The sequence below is a fragment of the Paenibacillus sp. H1-7 genome (assembly GCF_022354825.1).
Taxonomy (GTDB): Bacteria; Bacillota; Bacilli; order Paenibacillales; family NBRC-103111; genus Paenibacillus_S.
The window spans coordinates 3,412,649-3,430,810 of sequence record NZ_CP031168.1 but is presented as its reverse complement, the minus strand read 5'-3'; the positions used below and the strand labels follow the sequence as shown (position 1 = coordinate 3,430,810).

General features: G+C 53.8%; 13 protein-coding genes. All 13 read right to left on the bottom strand.

Going from position 1 to position 18,162, the window contains the following annotated elements:
* Positions 1-248 precede the first annotated feature (248 nt).
* Positions 249-3,059 carry a transglycosylase domain-containing protein gene (locus DVH26_RS15305; protein WP_239634535.1) on the bottom strand — a complete coding sequence of 937 codons (2,811 nt, stop codon included), beginning with the start codon at positions 3,057-3,059 and terminating at the stop codon, positions 249-251.
* 235 nt (positions 3,060-3,294) lie between these two features.
* Complete coding sequence (gene hfq, locus DVH26_RS15300) at positions 3,295-3,534, bottom strand: RNA chaperone Hfq (RefSeq protein WP_239635382.1); 240 nt, start codon at positions 3,532-3,534, stop codon at positions 3,295-3,297.
* 11 nt (positions 3,535-3,545) lie between these two features.
* Positions 3,546-4,517 (bottom strand): tRNA (adenosine(37)-N6)-dimethylallyltransferase MiaA, encoded by a 972-nt coding sequence (gene miaA / locus DVH26_RS15295; RefSeq protein ID WP_239635381.1) that lies wholly within the window; start codon positions 4,515-4,517, stop codon positions 3,546-3,548.
* Positions 4,511-5,308 (bottom strand): class I SAM-dependent methyltransferase, encoded by a 798-nt coding sequence (locus DVH26_RS15290; RefSeq protein WP_239634534.1) that lies wholly within the window; start codon positions 5,306-5,308, stop codon positions 4,511-4,513. Before DVH26_RS15290 ends, miaA begins: the two co-directional genes overlap by 7 nt.
* On the bottom strand, positions 5,309-7,393 hold the full coding sequence (gene mutL / locus DVH26_RS15285) for a DNA mismatch repair endonuclease MutL (RefSeq protein WP_239634533.1): 2,085 nt from the start codon (positions 7,391-7,393) through the stop codon (positions 5,309-5,311).
* Between the two features lie 6 nt (positions 7,394-7,399).
* Positions 7,400-8,854 carry a S41 family peptidase gene (locus DVH26_RS15280; protein ID WP_239634532.1) on the bottom strand — a complete coding sequence of 485 codons (1,455 nt, stop codon included), beginning with the start codon at positions 8,852-8,854 and terminating at the stop codon, positions 7,400-7,402.
* Between the two features lie 28 nt (positions 8,855-8,882).
* Positions 8,883-11,696 carry a DNA mismatch repair protein MutS gene (gene mutS / locus DVH26_RS15275; protein ID WP_239634531.1) on the bottom strand — a complete coding sequence of 938 codons (2,814 nt, stop codon included), beginning with the start codon at positions 11,694-11,696 and terminating at the stop codon, positions 8,883-8,885.
* A 212-nt stretch (positions 11,697-11,908) separates the two neighbouring features.
* Positions 11,909-13,348, bottom strand: coding sequence for a putative amidoligase domain-containing protein (locus tag DVH26_RS15270; RefSeq protein WP_239634530.1), 1,440 nt, complete (start codon positions 13,346-13,348; stop codon positions 11,909-11,911).
* A 145-nt stretch (positions 13,349-13,493) separates the two neighbouring features.
* Complete coding sequence (locus DVH26_RS15265) at positions 13,494-14,060, bottom strand: outer spore coat protein CotE (RefSeq protein ID WP_239634529.1); 567 nt, start codon at positions 14,058-14,060, stop codon at positions 13,494-13,496.
* A gap of 160 nt (positions 14,061-14,220) precedes the next feature.
* Positions 14,221-15,186 (bottom strand): aromatic acid exporter family protein, encoded by a 966-nt coding sequence (locus DVH26_RS15260; protein ID WP_239634528.1) that lies wholly within the window; start codon positions 15,184-15,186, stop codon positions 14,221-14,223.
* A gap of 172 nt (positions 15,187-15,358) precedes the next feature.
* Positions 15,359-16,225, bottom strand: coding sequence for an ABC transporter permease (locus DVH26_RS15255; protein ID WP_239634527.1), 867 nt, complete (start codon positions 16,223-16,225; stop codon positions 15,359-15,361).
* Positions 16,218-17,009, bottom strand: a complete 792-nt coding sequence (locus tag DVH26_RS15250) for an ABC transporter ATP-binding protein (protein ID WP_239634526.1) — start codon at positions 17,007-17,009, stop codon at positions 16,218-16,220. The genes DVH26_RS15255 and DVH26_RS15250 overlap by 8 nt, the downstream gene beginning before the upstream one ends.
* Before the next feature lie 55 nt (positions 17,010-17,064).
* A complete protein-coding gene (locus tag DVH26_RS15245) occupies positions 17,065-18,078 on the bottom strand; it encodes an ABC transporter substrate-binding protein (RefSeq protein ID WP_239634525.1) in 1,014 nt (337 codons plus the stop codon).
* Positions 18,079-18,162 lie beyond the last annotated feature (84 nt).

Genomic DNA, 18,162 nt, shown 5'->3' with positions numbered 1-18,162 from the left:
TTCGTAATTTATGGACAAGTCCATATGAAGTATTATACTACGACAGGGGAAAAATTAACAAAACCTGCCTCAGCATCCGGCGATGGAACAACGCAAGAACATGCGCCGCGGATGGCCATATGCGGCCAGTGAGGTGCATGCATAAGCTTGCGCAGCTGACTGATAGCGCAGCTGCAAAAGCAAACAGGGCGGCGGGGATCGATCATGATCCCCGCCGCCCTGCCATAACCGACGCGCTGAGCGCTCCGCTAGCGCGTACCGGCAGCACCGCCGTCTGCGGGTTTCCCCGCAGACGTATCGGTGCTGCCCGGCACGGCGCCCGCTCCGGCGCCGCTGCCGCCTCTAGGCGGGGGCGTACTGCCGGCCGCCCCCGTGCCTTGCTGGCCATTACCAGGCGTTACTCCGCCTGGTAATGGCGTACCGCCGCTGCCCGTGCCTGGGGCAGCGGGGCTGGTTCCGGTACCGCCGTCAGGCGCTCCGGTACCGCTGCCGTTGCCCGTGCCGGCGTTATTGCCGGCACCCGTGTTTCCGGTGCCTGTGCCGGCACCGCCGGTGCTGCCGCCGGGCTTCCCGGTGCCGCCCGGCTGCTGTCCTGTGCCGCCGTTGTTACCCGGCTGGCCATTGCCTTGCCCCGGCAGGCTGCCGTTGCCCGTGCCGCCGTTGCCAGTCCCGGTACCATTGCTTCCGGTACCGTTCCCGCTGCCGTTGCCGCTGCCTCCGGCTCCGGTACCGCCATTTCCCGGCTTGCCATTATTCGATCCGTTGCCGCTGCCATTCTGGCCCTGCCCTTGGCCCTGACCCTGTCCTTGACCTTGGCCCGGCTGCTGGCCAGAACCACTTTCCTCCGATGGTACGGTTACCGTGGCAACGTTCGACTGCGCGCCGGCGTTTCCGCTATCGGAGTTGACGGGAACAACCATATAGCTGTACGTTCCCGGAGCCACAATATCCTGCGTCTCCGTTGCCGCCGACATGAAGGTCGGCTCCGTCGGGAAGTCTTTATCCTGCTCTCCCTTACGAAATACCTGGTAGGAGACATTGTCGCCTGCCCCGGTCCATTTCAGCACTACGGAACGTTTCTCTTTCACGTATTCCGCCTTTAAATCGGCGATCCCCTTCGGAGGCGCTCCGAGCTCCGGAACATTATCCGGCTTCTTGAACTGCGTCATCGGCTTTTTCGCTAGAGCTTTTTGCATAACCTCTTTGAAGATAACCGCCGGCGCACCGCTGCTCATGGTTACATAATGCTTCGCGTCATTTTTATCGAACCCGAGCCAGACCGCCGCGCTCCATTCCGGCGTGTACCCGGTGAACCATAGGTCGCGGTTATATTTCTCCAGCCCTTTGATGACGTTCTGTGTCGATCCGGTTTTCCCGGCGACCGGCCGGTCGAATCGGGCCGCCGCCCCTGTACCGCCAGGTTCTACGACGCCTTGCATCAGCTTTGTCATGTAGTATGCCGTTTTCGGGCTCATGACCGATTTCGTTTCCGGCTTGAACGTATGAATGTCCTCGCCCTTGCCGTTTTGGATTTTCACGATCGAATGCGTTTTGTTCAAATTCCCGTTGTTGGCGAAAGCGGCATACGCCGTTGCCATCTGTACGGGACTCGCTCCGCGAGTCAATCCGCCGAGAGCGATAGCCAGGTTCCGGTCCTTTTGCGGATCCAGAGGAATGCCCATATTGATGGCAAAGTCCATTGCTTTCTTAATGCCGATATCGTTCAAGAGCCAAATGGCCGGAGCGTTGATCGACAGCTTGACAGCCTCAAGCATGCTCACCTGACCGCGGTAAACGCCATCGTAGTTTCGAGGAGAATACCCGCTGTACGATGTTTCCTTATCCTGCAGCATGCTGTATGGCGTTAAATTTTTGTACTCGATACCTGGTGCGTACGAAATGATCGGCTTCATCGAAGAACCGGGCTGCTGCGGCACCGTAGCTCGGTTCAAGCCCCGTGCGACATAATCCCGCCCGCCTATAATCCCGACGAGACCGCCATCCTCATTGTTGATGATCGCCATGGCCCCCTGCATTTTTTGCTCGGGACCGTCCTTCTGGAACAGCTTGTCGTTGGCAAACGTCTGCTCCATTATTTTTTGCGCGTTGGCATCCATCGTCGTATAGATCTTGTATCCGTTGGTAAGCACATCGTCTTCCGTTAAACCATACATGTCGTTGGCTTCGTCCAACACATAATCGATAAAGGCCAAATAATCGTTATTGCTTCCCGTCGGCGCCTTCGGTGGCACATACTCTACAGCTTCAGCCTGAGCGCGCTCGGCTTCGGTAATATAGCCTTGATCCAGCATCAGCTTCAATACGACGCTTCGCCGTTCCTTCGATTTCTCCGGATTCGATATCGGATTATAAGTGCTTGGCGCTTTCGGTATAGCCGCAAGAGTCGCCATCTGCCATACTTCCAGCTTGTTCAGATCGGATACGTTGAAATATTTTTTGGCCGCCACCTTCACGCCGAAGGCACGATTACCGAAAAAGATCCGATTCATATACATCGTCAAAATCTGGTCTTTCGTATAATTGTTCTCCAAAGCCACCGCTATCGACATTTCCGTCGCTTTGCGGAAGAACGTTTTGTTGCTGGACAAGAAGACGTTTTTCGCCAGCTGCTGGGTTATCGTACTGCCGCCTTCAACAGCGCTTCGCGCGATAACATCCTTGACCAGCGCCCGGCCGATGCCGAGGAAATCAATCCCGGAGTGCTGTCCGAACCGGCGGTCCTCCGTCGCGATGAACGCTTCCTTCAGCTTTTGCGGTATGTCCTCCGGCTGAACCACCTCGCGGTTTTCGCGGGATAAGGTCGTGATTTCATTGCCCGCCGCATCGTAAATATGGGAGGCTTCGAACATATCGAGCTTGTTGATGTTTTCCTTCAGCAGCTTTTCACCGTTAATGATAATAAAAATGTAAACGCCCATTGCACATATCAGAGCCATTACGGCTGCTATAAAGACGAACATAAACGCTTTTCCGGCACTAAATTTGCTCTTCTTCTTTTTCTTCGGTTTCCCCGAGGTCGGTTTCTTCGCAGTAGACATTCTCATCTGTCACCCCTTTACTCTCTCTAGAACGCTTACGGCAAGTGCATGTTCAGGTTTCAAATGGAGCAGCGCTAACGAGAAAACCTCTCACGTCTGCCAGATGCTTCTCTCTAGGTACTTCTACAAAAAGAACAACCCTAAGGGAACGGGTTGCTCTTATGGACGTTATTTAATTAGACGGGAGATGGAGCCAAAATGTTGCGGTCAGAGCCCGGCTCCTTCCGTCAAGATATTAACCTTCCGAGCTGTTATCCTGCATTAACGAAACGGCCCGCTGCGGCGTAAAGGTCGAAATCGCATGCTTGTAAACCATTTGCTGACGGCCTTCGCTATCGATGATGATTGTAAAATTATCGAACGCACGGATGACTCCGCGGATTTGAAACCCATTGGTCAGATAGACGGTTACCGGAATGGTTTCCTTGCGCAGCTGGTTCAAAAATGTGTCTTGAATATTGATGGTTTTATTCATCATGGGCCCCCTCAATGATATTGACGTTCGATTTTTAGCTTATCTGCTATTATAGCATGAATCTGGTCCAAGTGGGCAGAAAAATTTCCCAAATCGGTGACATCCACCCACTCAATATCTTTCATGTGGCGAAACCACGAGAGCTGGCGTTTGGCAAATCGCCGCGTATCCTGTTTAAGCTGTACAATCGCTTCTTCCAAGGTCAGAGCTCCGTCCAAATAGCCCAAAATCTCCTTGTAGCCCAGCCCTTGCATGGCTATGTGCTGCAACCCGTAGCCCATTTCCTTCAGACGGCGGACTTCCTCTACAAGGCCCTGCTCGACCATGAGATCGATACGCTCTTCAATACGTTTATATAGTAAAGCTCTGTCCATTGTCAACCCGACGATACATAGTTCGTACGGGGACTGTTTTTTTTGTACCTTCAGCTGCTCGGAGAGCCGCTGTCCGGATAAATGGTATACTTCCAATGCCCTAATAATTCGGCGTTGATCGTTCGCATGCAGTCTGTCGCCCATCTCCGGATCTACCTCGCGCAGCCGCTCCAGCAGCGCTTCGTTCCCATGAAGCTCGGCATACTGGCGCATCTCTTCCCGGAACGCCTCGTCCGACCCATGCTCGCTGAAATGAAAATCGTAGCATAGCGACTCAACGTAAAGTCCGGTGCCTCCTACGAGAAACGGCAAATGGCCGCGGTCATGAATTTCCGTTATCAGAGAACGCGAACGCTCTTGAAATTCAGCAACCGAAAACGGGTGATCCGGTTCGTGGATGTCGATCAGATGATGAGGGATGGCCTCCCTCTCCTCTAAAGTCGCCTTAGCCGTACCAACATCCATCCCGCGGTAAACCTGCATGGAGTCTCCCGAAATAATTTCGGCGCCGTATTCCGCCGCCAAGCTTAGGCTAAGCTTCGTCTTGCCGACCGCCGTCGGTCCGATCAGGACGAGCAGCTTTGGCTTACTTAAAGCTTGAGTCACAATCTTATCACTCCGTAAGCAATTTTCGTTGTAGATCGGTGAACCTCGTGAAAGCCTAACCGTTCGAATTCTCCGCTGTCCCTGTGCTCCTTCATCACTACGGCGCGCCGGGCTATCTTCTGAGCCAGCTTGACCGCTTCCTCCGTTAATGCCCTGGAGTCGGCAAGCCCCCGAATCGAACGAATCGAGCTGGATTCGTGGATCGGCTTGCGGAACATCGGGTCGAAATATACGACATCGAACGATCCCGGCTCCTGCTGACGCAAATACGTCAGATGATCCTGATGCAGCACACGGATTCGCCGCATAGCGGCTTCCAATCCGGGAATATCCGATTCATAGCTGCGCAATCCGTTATGAAGCAGCATATACGGGATGGAACTTGTTTCCAAAGCGGTTACACTTCCGGCTTCACCCGTAGCAAAAGAGAACACGATGGAGTCGGATCCTAGACCCGCCGTACAATCCAGTACGGAATCCCCGGCTTCCAAGCCGGCAAACTCCAGCAGTGTATCCTTCTCGCCGTTTATCAATCGTTTGACGCGAATAGCCGCCGTGCTTGGATGGAAGAACAATGCAGGCTGCTGTTCATGATAATACTCTATTCGCTCCCTGGATACAAGCAGGATCTGTGAGTCCCCGTATCGATCGCGAAGCTGGGGCAGCGACAATTTCCCCCGCCTTACAATTCGTGCCGGCGTCTCCATTTCCTCCAGCGACTGAACCTGCTCCATGAGTGTCGAAGCAAGCTCGAGCTGCCAGGAAAGCGGTTCATAGGAGGTCGTTATCAGCAACTACATCACCCGCTTAAACATTTTTTCCAGCTCGTAGGTGGAGAAGCTGATGACAATCGGCCGCCCATGCGGGCACGTGTACGGGTTACGGCATGCCGCCAGCCGGTCCAGCAGCCCTTCCATCTCAAGCGTACTTAGGCTTTGATTGGCTTTGATCGAGGCTTTACAGGAGCACATGATCGCCGCCTTCTCGCGCATTTTTCCGAGATCGATGCTTTTGCGCTCGGACAGAAGCCATTCGGTCATTTCTTCCACCAGCGCTTTCTCTTCCCCTTGGGGGAACCAGTGCGGATATGCTCTGACCAAATAAGCATTGCCACCAAACGGTTCCATATATACCCCAGCTTGCTCCAGCAGAGGCACCTTCTCCTTCAATCTCTCCGACTCGGAAGGAGTAAATTCCAGCGTTATCGGAACGAGCAGCTCCTGGCTGGCCTCGGCAGGCTTGCCGAACTTCTCGTAGTAATATTCATAATTAATGCGCTCATGAGCCGCATGCTGATCGATTAAGAACAAGCCCTCTTCGTTCTGGGCGACGATGTACGTGCCGTGCATTTGTCCGATCGGAAACAGCTTCGGGAACGCAGGCAACGAAGGCGGCGCTTCCTCTTCATCAGGAATAGCCGAACGGAGAAAGGCGGCATTCGAGGCGGCCTGCTCTTTCGGCGATTTCTCCCGCTGGCGGTAGTCTAAGCTATCCGCCCGCTTGGACGAATTGCTTGCCGGCGGCCCGGAGGCACGCGTCTGTCCAAATTCGGCGCCGCCCGGAGGCTGCTGCTGCGGCGGCTGATAAGAATCCATAGAGCCTATGGAATCGTATAAGCTTCGGAGTGCCCTATCATCGCTGTACGAGGACTCACGCTGTTGTTCATAGGAGCGAGCCGCAGCTTGCGACGGTTCATTCCGCACAGCATTGTTCCCTGCCGATGCGGATAATTCGTCACTATCTCCGTACGAGCCCACTCTATGCGAATTGGAAGGCGAAGCTTGATCCCGCTGCGGCTCCGCTGCCTGCGCTGCGGGACGGTACAGCTCCAGCTGCTCTTGGATCAGCGCCTCTTTCTTGGGCTTCGCCTGCGCCGCCGACGGAATCAGAATCTGACGGTTCAGCACTTGACGAACCTGCTGCTCAACGAACTGGATGAGCTCCTGCTCCTTGCTGAATCGTACTTCCAGCTTGGCCGGATGCACATTCACGTCTATCAGCGTAGGATCCGTCTGAATATGAAATGCCGCGATCGGATATCGGTTGATCGGCAGCAGTGTATGATACCCCTGAAGGAGGGCATGGATAAGCGTGTAATTTCGGATATACCGCCCGTTGATAACCGTGGATATCGCGTTGCGGTTCGCACGTGTCGTCTCCGGTTTGCCGATATAGCCGCGGATCGTATAATCCAGATGCTCTCCTTCGATAGGAAGCATGCCCTTGGCGACAGCCGTACCGTAGATTGCCGCGATGACCTGCAGCATATCTCCGTTGCCGAGCGTCTGAAAGAGCTGGCTTCCGTTATGCTTGAGCGTAAACGCGATTTCCGGGTGCGCCAGGCTGAGACGATACATATAATCCGAGACGTGGCCAAGCTCCGTCTGAATCGTCTTCATATACTTTAAACGCGCCGGAGTATTATAAAACAGCTCCCTTACCTGGACGTCCGTTCCACGGGGAGAAGCCGTGTCCTCAAACGTCTTGACGGTGCCGCCTTCAATGACCATTTTGTAGCCTAGACCGGTCTGCTCGGTAGAAGTGACGCAGGTCACCTTGGAGACGGCGGCAATACTCGGCAGCGCCTCTCCGCGAAAGCCGAGCGTCCGGATAGAGAACAGATCCTGACTGCTTGCGATCTTGCTCGTAGCATGACGGAAAAATGCAACCTCGCAATCGTCCCGCTCCATGCCTGAGCCGTTATCCGTAACGCGTATGAGCTCGAGCCCGCCCTCTTCAATCGCAACGTCGATGCGCGTGCTCCCGGCGTCGATCGCATTTTCCACCAGCTCCTTGACAACCGAAGAAGGGCGTTCCACCACTTCCCCCGCTGCGATCTGGTTCGCTATATGCTCATCCAATATTTTGATTCTGCCCATCGTTCATTACCCCTTTGAAGCGCTCAAATCGACCTCTACTCCGTTGTCCGACCATTTCAGCTGCGGGAAGGCTTCCTTAAACTTGCTTATGTTTAAATAGCTTGTACCGTTTTTCAGTAAGACACTGCCGTCGGAGGTCCGGTAAGTATGAGTCTCCCCGGCAGCGGTCACTTCAATAGCTTCAGCCTCGCCATTCCAGCGGATAAGTCCGTCCACAAGCGTGCTCAGCAGTCTTGACGGCACATAGAGATCGCCTTGATCGCGAATGACATCGAAATAGTCCTCAACATACATTTGGTTGACAGATACCCCTTGCCGGTCCAATCCTACCTTGATTTCTTTGATCCCCGCTTCATGGAGCGCCGTTATGAGCTGCGACAGCTCCCCTTCCACCTCGATATCGGGCTTCAAGCCGATATGGTTCACTTTGCGCAGCTTCGGCGTCAAATACTCCTCAATCGTAACCTTCAACGCTCCGCCGCTGGACAAAGGAATGAGGGATTGAACGCTGCCCTTGCCGTATGTATTGGTCCCGATGACCTTGGTAGCGACGTTGTAATCCTGAAGCGCTCCGGTCAATACCTCGGATGCGCTGGCACTGTATTCATTTACCAAAATATACAGAGGGAACGGCTGCGTCGTACCTCCCGAAAATTTGACCGGCACATCGACATTGTTCTTGTCCTTCGTATGAATAAGGATGCCTTGCTTGACAAACAACTTCGCCATATTGATTGCCGTTTCGTTAAGACCTCCGGGATTGTAGCGCAAGTCCAATACGAGACTTCCGATCCCCTGCTGCTTCAGCTCAGCCAGCTGCGCAGCCGTCTGTTCATCCGCTTCGCTGGAGAAGCTGGTTACCCGGATGTACCCTACGTCTTTGCCGAACAGCTTGTGAGTGACTACAGGAGCCTGATACGTTTGTCTCGACATGCTCAATACGACGTTCTGTCCGTCGCGTTCAACCGTAACGGATACTTTCGTTCCTTCGGGACCGACGATTTTTTGGGATATCTCATCAATGGTGAGCCCTTCCGTCGACTCTCCGTTCACCTCGATAATACGATCGCCCGGCAGCATCCCCGCTTTTTTGGCCGGACCGTCGAACACTTCGTTAATATAAGCGCCGTTGTTGAAGGCTCTTACCCGTACACCGATGCCGACGTAATAATTTTCAAGACTGTTGGAAAATTTCTTGTAATCCTCCGGCGTAAAATAAACGGTGTACGGATCGTCTAGCGAGCGGACCATCGATTGGATCGCAATATCCGTCAGGCTTTCCCTCGACGGAGCGCTGACATGATATTGCTCGATCAAATCAAGAACCTCGTTCATCCGGGCCGAATCGGCGTCCGGCTTATCGGCGGCCAGAACGGCAGTAGCCGCCGGAAACAATAAAGAAAGAGATAATAGAGCGGAAGCGGTTTGCCGGATCACTGCACGGTAGCCGTTCTTTTTCATCGAAGGTTCATCCTTTCGCATTTGGAAGCTATCCTAATTGCTTTTTCAATTCAAATAAAAAGTTCATCGCCATCATCGGCGTCATATTCATTAGATCGGCGGATTTCACCTGCTCTGCTAGCTGCTCCAGCCGAGGATCTGATTTCTTCTTCGACCGGTCGGATGCAGGCTCGGCTTCCTGGAACAAGCTCAGCTGAACGTAGGCCGCCGTTTCCTTGACTTGATCCGGCTGACGCTGCTCCGATGACCGGCTGTTCATAACCGGCTGAGGCTCCTGCTTCGATTCTTCGGTCTCCGGAGCGTTAGCCTGTGTGACCGGGTGCTGGGCTTCATCTACATTGTTCGAAGCTGCAGTCCGCTCCTGAACCGGTGAAGCTTGTCCGGCTCCTGCCGGTCCGCTACCGGCTGCAATCTGATCCGTGCCTTGCAGCAGCTCGGCCCGCGCTTCGAATGCGCTCAGCAGGTCGTAGGAGCGGTCGATGATGTCTCCCGGCAGACCTGCGATTTGCGCGCAGTAAATCCCGTAGCTGGTGCTCGCTGCACCTGGTATCAGCTTGCGCAAAAACGTCACCTGGCGGCCGCTTTCCTTGACCGCCATGCAGCAGTTGCGAAGGCCGGAGAGCGTCTCTTCCAGATGCGCCAGCTCGTGAAAATGCGTCGAGACCAGCGTTTTGCAGCCGATCCGGTCGTGGAGAAACTCGATAACCGCCTGAGCGATCGCCATCCCTTCGCCGGTGGACGTACCGCGTCCCAGCTCATCGATGATGACAAGACTCCTGTCCGTCGCTTTCTCGGTCATGACCTGAATATCCATCATTTCGACCATGAAGGTGCTTTGACCACCGATCAAATCGTCGGCAGCACCGATACGCGTAAAGATCCGGTCGAGGATAGGCACCTTCGCCGACTGCGCAGGCACGAAGCAGCCGATTTGCGCCATAAGACAAATGATGGCTACTTGCCGCATGTAGGTGCTTTTCCCGGCCATGTTAGGCCCGGTTATAAGCAGCATGCTGCCTTCCTCTGCACTCAGCTTCGTATCGTTAGCGATGAAGACTCCATCGAGCATCACCGCCTCCACAACGGGATGGCGGCCTTCCTCGATCATCAGCTCGTAGAACTCTCCGATCTGAGGGCGCGTATAGCGGTTTGCCGCACTGACGGCGGCCAGCGACTGGTAGACGTCGATGGTTGCGATCAGCTCGGCCAGCTGCTGCAGCCGGGAAATATGCACGGACAGCTTCTCGCGCAGCTGCATGAACAGCTCATACTCCAGATCGACCATCTTCTCCTGAGCCTCGAGAATCAAGCCTTCCTTCTCCTTCAGCTCCGGCGTGACGAACCGCTCGGCATTGGCGAGCGTCTGCTTGCGCTCATAGCGGCCTTCCTCCAGAGAAGGAAGATTCGCTTTGGTCACTTCAATATAGTAGCCGAACACTTTGTTATAGCCGATTTTCAGCGACTTGACGCCGGTTCGCTCCCGCTCCTGCCTCTCCAGCTCGGCGATCCACTGCTTGCCGTTCGTGCTGGCTTCGCGCAGCTGGTCGAGGTAATCGTGGTAGCCCGCCTTAATCATCCCGCCGTCGCGAATCGAGACGGGCGGCTCCTCCGTAATGGCGTCCTCGATCCACGCCATAATATCCTGGCACGGGTCGATCCGTGCCGTAAGAGCCGACAGCGTCGCGGAGCCCGACGCCTCGCATATTTGCTTCAGCTGCGGCACCTGCTGCAGCGACGCCTTCAACGCGACCAGGTCGCGGGCATTGGCGTTGCCGTAGGCAATACGCGCCACGAGCCGCTCCAGGTCGTAGACTTCCTTCAGCGACTGCTTCAGCTCGTCGCGCACGATCAATTGATGGTACAGCCGCTCCACGGCCTCCAGACGCTCTTGAATCGCCGTCTCGCTCATCAGCGGCTTCTCGATCCACCGGCGCAGCAGACGTCCGCCCATGGCGGTAACCGTCTTATCCAGGAGCCACAAGAGCGAGCCCTTTTTGGCTCTGTCGCGCACGGTTTCCACCAGCTCCAGGTTGCGGCGCGTGAACGGGTCCATAATCATATACTGGTTCTGCTCATATACGCGTATATGCTTAATGTGGGACAGCGAACGCTTTTGCGTCTCCTGCAGGTACGACATCAGCTGCTGTACGCACTCCTTGCCCTCACCGTGCAGAGCGGCCAGCTCCGTCTCCGCAAAATAATCTCCAAGCTTCACGTTCGTATGTACGTTGCGATCGGACCGCGGCGTCACCACGATGGTACCGGACCACGCGGCTGCCGTATGCTCTTGAAGCTTGCTCAGCAGCTCAGGTGCGGCCAGAAGCTCCGACGGATGATACACGTTCATCTCGTCGATCACTAGCGCCAGCGTTCCTTCGAGACGGGTGACGAACAGCTCCCCCGTCGAGATGTCACATGCGGCGAAGCCGTAGGTGCCGCGTCCGGTATCCGTCACCGACACCATATAATTGTTGCTGGTCTCTCCGAGCGACCTGGCATCCATAACGGTTCCGGGTGTAATAATCCGGACGATTTCCCTCCGGACGACGCCCTTGGCCTGCGCCGGATCCTCCACCTGCTCGCAGATGGCCACCTTGAACCCTTTTTCTATTAAACGGGCAATATAGTTATCTGCCGAATGATAGGGTATTCCGCACATCGGAATCCGCTCCTCGGCTCCCCCTTCGCGTCCGGTCAGCGTTATTTCCAATTCCCGCGAAGCGTTGATTGCATCTTCAAAGAACATTTCGTAGAAATCGCCCAAGCGGAAAAATAAAAAAGCGTCCTGCACCTCCGCCTTGATGGCAAGGTATTGCTCTATCATCGGCGTATATTTGGCCATGCTTGCTCCTCCATGCTAATTCGTATATGCCTGTGAGGAAAAAAAACGCGAACCTTCAAGCAGAGGAATGAACCGCAGCGTTTTGCTATCCGTTTTCGACTGTAGGAGCCGGGATCCTCTGACCCTCTGCGTCCAAGCCAATATCCGGCGACGGGTCCATTCCTTGCTTGCCAGCCGCAACTATGATTTCCTCTATCATTTTGTCTATTATATCACGAATTAACAGGCGATTCTTCTTTTCTATGAAAAGGCCCTATTTTCCAATTGCGGCGTATATCTTCCTGTTCGTTCCAGGATTCCATGCGGAGCAGCCGGTTTTTGAGCGGAATCAAATAGGGCTCGTATTGGCGAAAATCACGGAGCCTTACGAGGTCTCCCCACAGGCTCGGAACCAGGGGGCGTATCGCTTTCTTATCTCCAGCATAATAAGCCTCCTGCATATCCTGCTCATCGAGCGGTCTTGCCGGCAGGTGGCGGTAATGATCGGCGATCAGCTTCGCCATTGTAAGCACGCCTCTGGCAATGGAGGGAGAGATCATCCAGCTCGGCAGTACGCGGTATTCGAAGCCGCCGTGACGCTGCCTCCGAAAGTCGCCCAGGAAGCCGTATTGGGGCTTGCGGTTACCTGTCGTCGCATCCTCCAGCAGCACCAGCGGAAGCGCCAAGTAATTGTCCAGCACCCGCAGCAGCTCGCCGCTTAGCGGGATTCCGCTGAAATGAATATGCCCGCCGAGCGGAAAGCCTCTGACCGGCATGCCTCCCGCAATCCATTCCAGCGAGCCGTCCGTAATGCGGCGCGAGGCCATTTGCATCGTCCGGTGCAGATTGATGATCATCTGCTTAATGTCTTTGCTCGGTTCCGGGCGAAGCTCGGCCAACGGATAAATTTTGCGAAAGCTCGGGAGTACGATCGCATCGCAGCCGATCGGCCCTTCCTTTTCCATATAATTGGAAGCAAAGACCACTTTTCCTCTTTCGTTGCGAAGCAAAAATTCAGGATCCGCCCCAAGCATCGCTTCCTGCCGTGACTCCGGATCGTCATGGGCCAGCTCCTGCTCCAGCTGATGCATCGCTTCGGCAAACAGCTCCGCAAGCCGGTCGGTAAGCTTCGGCACGGCATTCACCTCAAGAACGACGAGCTCGCCGTTCGGGAGCACTCCAACCTTCACAACGCCGTAATCCAGCCCAAGCGCATAGATGGCCTTAACTGCCTCACGCTTTGCCCGAACGGCATGATAAGACGGCGTTTCCGCCAATACTTCCGTAAAATCGGGCTCCTCGGCCTTTTGCAGCGGCCGCTTGCTGCCGAAGAAGACCGTTTGTGATTTTTGAAACAGCGCCAGTGCTTGCAGATGAAATACGGGGATTAAATACTCATATGAGAAACGCAGCGAAGGCTTCTCGGATTCCGACGCCAGGTGAATTCCGTGAAGCTTCAGCAATTCCGCGGATTTGCGGGGGCTGGCCGCGCGGAGCATGCATTTGACCGGCTGAAACGACAGCCGGCCCGCCTTCGCCGCATGAAAGCAGCCCCAATGGATAATGCAGGATTGAGCGTGTTGAGCAGGCAGCTGCGTTCCATGCGGCAGATGGATCCGCTCGAGCAGCAAATGCAGGGTCGGTTCATTGGAATGCAGCAAATAAACGCGCATCTTGAGTGCAGCCCCCTTTACCATCGGATAATTTGGCCCGGGATGGCCAAGAGCCTATTTTCAGGCGAACAACCATTTGAAACAAAAAAGAGGGCTGACGCCCTCTGCCGAATTGAACCTTGTTGGCATATACTAAAAGCAGAAATCAGTTCAAATCGTCATCCAAGAGATCGGGATCGAGATCTTCATAGTCGCCGTCGTCAACGCTCGCCAAGTCAACCTGCTTATCGTCGAAATCACCGCAGCCGTTCGCGCACACCACTACGCAAACTTTGGTCTCAGCGATCATTTCCACCTTGAATTCGCGCTCCACGCGAATCACTACACTATCCCCGCGTGAGGAAATGCTGGCTTCCACGCAGTTAGGCTCCTGGGTGGCGAAAGCCGTCACCTCGGCTGTCGACGGTCTGTGCTTCTTATCGAGATAAGAGAGCCCTACCGCCTCAACATAAGAAATCGTTTCTTTCGCAACATCCGTTTTGGTATTTTTGTCGTAAGAATACCAAATATTGATGTCGTAAGTACCTACTACTTCCACATGCTCTCCCGACTTCACCGCATCATACTGGTTGTTGATAATCCAAGCACCCAAAATACTCGTCGGAGCATGAGGCGGAGTGACCGTATTAGTTACTTGCGAAAATTTACGTCCTTTGCCGCATACAGCCTTCGTATAGATCTCTCTGCACTGCAAATCTTTATCTAATGACATCTGTTCAACCTCCTCCATACAATCATTCATTACATTTGTATGCAGGACATAGGCAAATGTTGATAAAACAAATTCACGTGAATTAATATTATTCGTAAATGCTTTGTGAAATGCCTGTTTCCAAGCATAGAAATTAAAAGCGATTAATAGAATCCATTCCTTAGTGACCGGGATGGGCTTCTTTTTGCTTTTTCCTTCGTTTGGCAACCGCGAGGTAAGCCTTCAGCTCCATCATCAGCTGCAGCAGAGCGGAACGGACTTCGAACTCTTCTCGGCTGTCGGGCAGAGGCATTTGGCGAAAGCCCACCTCTAGTGACTCCAGCGCCTTTTCCGCACGGCCCGTGTAATAATCCACCTTCACATCCTCGCTCAGCCCTTCGAATACCGAAGCAAGCAGCTCCCCGTGAGGAAGCGTCTGATAAACCTGGGCAACAAGCTGAATCATGCGGTCGATCGATTCCATCTGCTGCTTGCGCATCAAAAAGTAGACCGTCCATAGCGGATCATCCTGAAGGAACAGCGCATTCTCCTTGGACCGCTCGGCTTCCTGCAATCCGCATCGGATCAGCTCTTGACCCTCCAGCAGCTCGCTACCGCTCCATATGTAGTCGGGTTCTTTCAAATGCCGGGATATTTGTACGAAGATTTGTGAAAAGCACGCTTCAAGCTTTCCTTTCAGCTCCATCAGCTTCTTGTCCGCTCGCGGCATATAGATGATGTTGATAACGGTAGCCGTCCCGAGTCCGACCAGAAGCAGCGAAACCTCGTTCAACAGCTGAGCCGCCGATAATTCATGGGCAGTATATACGTGAAACATGACAACCGAGCTTGTGACGACCCCTTCCTTCAATTTCAGCCGCGTCAATACCGGATATAAGATAAGAATACATAAGCTTATGACTTCAATGCGAAAACCGAGCAAGCCGAACAGGAACGCGGATAATACCAGTGAAATCATCGACGCGGCAATGCGTTGGATCGAAGTTCGCAATCCTTTCTTCTTGGTCACATCGATTCCGAGAATAGCAAGCAAGCCTGCGGACAAAGGAGATGGAATGCCCAGCAAGCCGGCCAATGTAATCGATGCCCACACGGCAACGGCTGTTTTGATGACGCGAATCCCCATAGTCAAACCCCACTTTAATTAGTTCCTTGGTAAATGTATCCCTATCTTATCTTCTTTCGATTCATTCGACAATATTCTCCATGCGGATGATCATGAGCCTTCACACAGCTTGTCCAATAGGAAAAGAGGAAGCACGAAGCTTCATATAGAAGCTTCATACTCCCTATGAGACTTAATTCCTTTTATTACCTATCAATTTGCCTTCCAGATAAGCGACCGCCTGGTACATGACCGTAGCCGCAACGGCAATCAGCAGGACACTGCCGATAACCAGCGTAAAATTAAATACCTGGAAGCCATAAATGATTAAATAGCCCAGTCCTTCCTTCGACACCAGAAACTCGCCTACGATTACCCCTACCCAGGAAAGGCCGACATTCACTTTCAGCGTCGATACAATCGTCGGGTAAGATGCCGGCAAAATCACTTTCTGAAACACGGTGCTCTTACTTCCGCCGAAAATTCGAATGACCTTCGTATAATTCGCATCCACTTCCTTGAAGCTGCCGTATACGGTCAAAATCGTAATAATAACCGTTATCGACAAGGTGGTTGCGATGATAGACAAAACACCGGGTCCTAAAGCGACGATAAAAAGCGGACCTAGCGCCACTTTGGGTAAGCTGTTGAGCACGACGATATACGGGTCCAGTACTTTGGACAGGAACGGCGACCACCAGAGCATTGTTGCCACGGCCGTTCCGACTAGGGTACCCAGGAGAAATCCGACCACCGTCTCCCACAAAGTGACCCCAACGTGAATGAGCAGCGTTCCGTCCACCCACTTCGAATACAGCAATGCGCCGATCCGGCTCGGGAAGCTGAACAATAACGCATCGATCCACTGATTTCGCCCCGCTACTTCCCAGAGCGCGAGAAACAAGAGCAGAATGGCCGCTTGGGTCAGCCACACTTGATGCGTCGTTTTACGCTCCGCCTTCAAGAAGCGGTCGTATTCCTTCTGTGCAAGCTGCTGCGAATGCAGCCCTCCTGAAATCGTAACCGTCCCTTCGGCTTCTATAGTCTTCGATTCATCCATTGGTGCTCACCCCATCCCCGTCCATCTCCTCGAACAACCCCCACAATCGATGGAACAAGTTATGAAACCCCGCTTCCTCCCGCGCTTTCAGCGGGATAGCCGAACGAATCGGCTCAGGTACGTCGACGGTTGCCCGGATGCGCCCGGGTCTCGGCTGCAGCACGACGATACGGTCGCTCATGGCGATAGCCTCCGAAATATCGTGCGTCACCAGGATCGCCGTCTTGTTGCGGGAGCGGAGCGTTACCGCAACGAGATCCTCCAATTGGAGCTTTGTTTGATAATCCAATGCCGAGAACGGTTCATCCAGCAGCAAGATGTCGGGCTCGGTAGCAAGAGTGCGCACCAGAGCCACACGCTGGCGCATTCCCCCGGACAGCTGCTGAGGATAGCTGTCGGCATAATCGGACAGCCCCATATCGTCCAGCAGCTCCAGCACGAAGGAACGGGCGGCCGGATCCTTCCTGCCCATCAGCTCAAGGCCGATGGATGCATTCTCATAGATGGTGCGCCATGGAAATAAGTAATCCTGCTGCAGCATGTACCCTACCTTCGGTGTCGGGCGCTTGATGAGTTCGCCTGCAATACGTACGGTTCCGGCTGTAGGCGTCAGCAGACCGCTGATCAGAGACAAGAGTGTCGTTTTGCCGCACCCGCTCGGTCCGATCAAGCTGATAAACTCCCCCTGCGTCACCTGCAAGCTGATTTGCTCCAGTGCAAGCGAAGCGCCGCGCCCGTTTACATAAACATGGGTAAGATCTTGCAGCTCCACCACCGTTTGCATTGTAGAACCCCCTTCCGGCTTACGGTTTGATTCCGAACTGTATACATCCTGCGTATTATTTGACCGATTGCTTCGCTTTCTCCGCATACTGGTTGTTCACGAGTGCCTTATAATCCGCCCGCTGCTTCAATTCTCCTGCACTTTCCATAACGTCCTGCAGATTGTTCCATTCCTGCTCGTCGATCAATCCGTCGGTAGCGAACGAGCCTTGATCTTTATAGCGCTTGACGACATTTTTAATGATTTCTTTATCCGTATCCTGGAAGAACGTTATTACGGCATCCGTAATCTCATCTACGCTAGCAGTTTGAACCCAGTTTTGCGCCTTTTGAACGGCATTGGCGAACTTCTGGACCGTTCCGCTGTTTTTATCCATGAAGCTTTTCTTGGACATAAATACGGTGTAAGGAAGCTTGCCGCTTTCGACTCCGAACGAGGCGATAACATACCCCTTGCCTTCCTTTTCAATTACCGTTGCCTGTGGTTCAAACAGCTGGACATATTCGCCGGTTCCCGAGGCAAAGGCCGACGTGATGTTGGCAAAATCGATGTTCTGGATCAAATTCATATCTTTTTGCGGGTTGATGCCATGCTTTTTCAATGTAAATTCTCCCGCCATTTGCGGCATCCCGCCTTTGCGCTGCCCCAGGAACGTCGTCCCCTTCAGCGTGTTCCAGTCGAATGTGCCTGTGACCGGCTTACGGGATACAAGAAACGTACCGTCCGTTTGCGTTAGCTGCATGAAGTTGATTACCGGATCGCCGCTGCCTTGCTGCGTTACGTATATGGATGTCTCCGATCCGACCAATGCCACATCGATGCCCCCCGACAACAAAGTCGTCATCGTCTTGTCGCCGCCGGCGGTTGTAGTGAGCTCCACATCCAGCCCTTGTTCTTTAAAGAAGCCTTTGGAAATCGCCACATATTGAGGAGCGTAAAAAATCGACCGTGTTACTTCCCCGATGCGAACCTTCGTCACTTCCTCCTTCTTGCCGGGTCCGCAGGCCGTCAGCATCAATGCCATGGCTAGCAGAATGGCGACAATGCGGCCCCACTTGATCCTTTTCATAGCAAGTCCCTCCATTTGTTTTCGTTGATGCGATAGTCTATGCGCCAGCCCAGAGAATGGTGAGAGCGTCATGCCGCAGCCGTC

Excerpts from the sequence above, each read along its gene's own strand:
- mutS (WP_239634531.1), bottom strand. The coding sequence starts at position 11,696 with ATGGCCAAATATACGCCGATGATAGAGCAATACCTTGCCATCAAGGCG.
- mutL (WP_239634533.1), bottom strand. The coding sequence starts at position 7,393 with ATGGGCAGAATCAAAATATTGGATGAGCATATAGCGAACCAGATCGCA.
- DVH26_RS15270 (WP_239634530.1), bottom strand. The coding sequence starts at position 13,348 with ATGCGCGTTTATTTGCTGCATTCCAATGAACCGACCCTGCATTTGCTG.
- DVH26_RS15255 (WP_239634527.1), bottom strand. The coding sequence starts at position 16,225 with ATGGATGAATCGAAGACTATAGAAGCCGAAGGGACGGTTACGATTTCA.
- DVH26_RS15245 (WP_239634525.1), bottom strand. The coding sequence starts at position 18,078 with ATGAAAAGGATCAAGTGGGGCCGCATTGTCGCCATTCTGCTAGCCATG.
- hfq (WP_239635382.1), bottom strand. The coding sequence starts at position 3,534 with ATGAATAAAACCATCAATATTCAAGACACATTTTTGAACCAGCTGCGC.
- DVH26_RS15265 (WP_239634529.1), bottom strand. The coding sequence starts at position 14,060 with ATGTCATTAGATAAAGATTTGCAGTGCAGAGAGATCTATACGAAGGCT.
- DVH26_RS15305 (WP_239634535.1), bottom strand. The coding sequence starts at position 3,059 with ATGTCTACTGCGAAGAAACCGACCTCGGGGAAACCGAAGAAAAAGAAG.
- DVH26_RS15250 (WP_239634526.1), bottom strand. The coding sequence starts at position 17,009 with ATGCAAACGGTGGTGGAGCTGCAAGATCTTACCCATGTTTATGTAAAC.
- DVH26_RS15280 (WP_239634532.1), bottom strand. The coding sequence starts at position 8,854 with ATGAAAAAGAACGGCTACCGTGCAGTGATCCGGCAAACCGCTTCCGCT.
- DVH26_RS15260 (WP_239634528.1), bottom strand. The coding sequence starts at position 15,186 with ATGGGGATTCGCGTCATCAAAACAGCCGTTGCCGTGTGGGCATCGATT.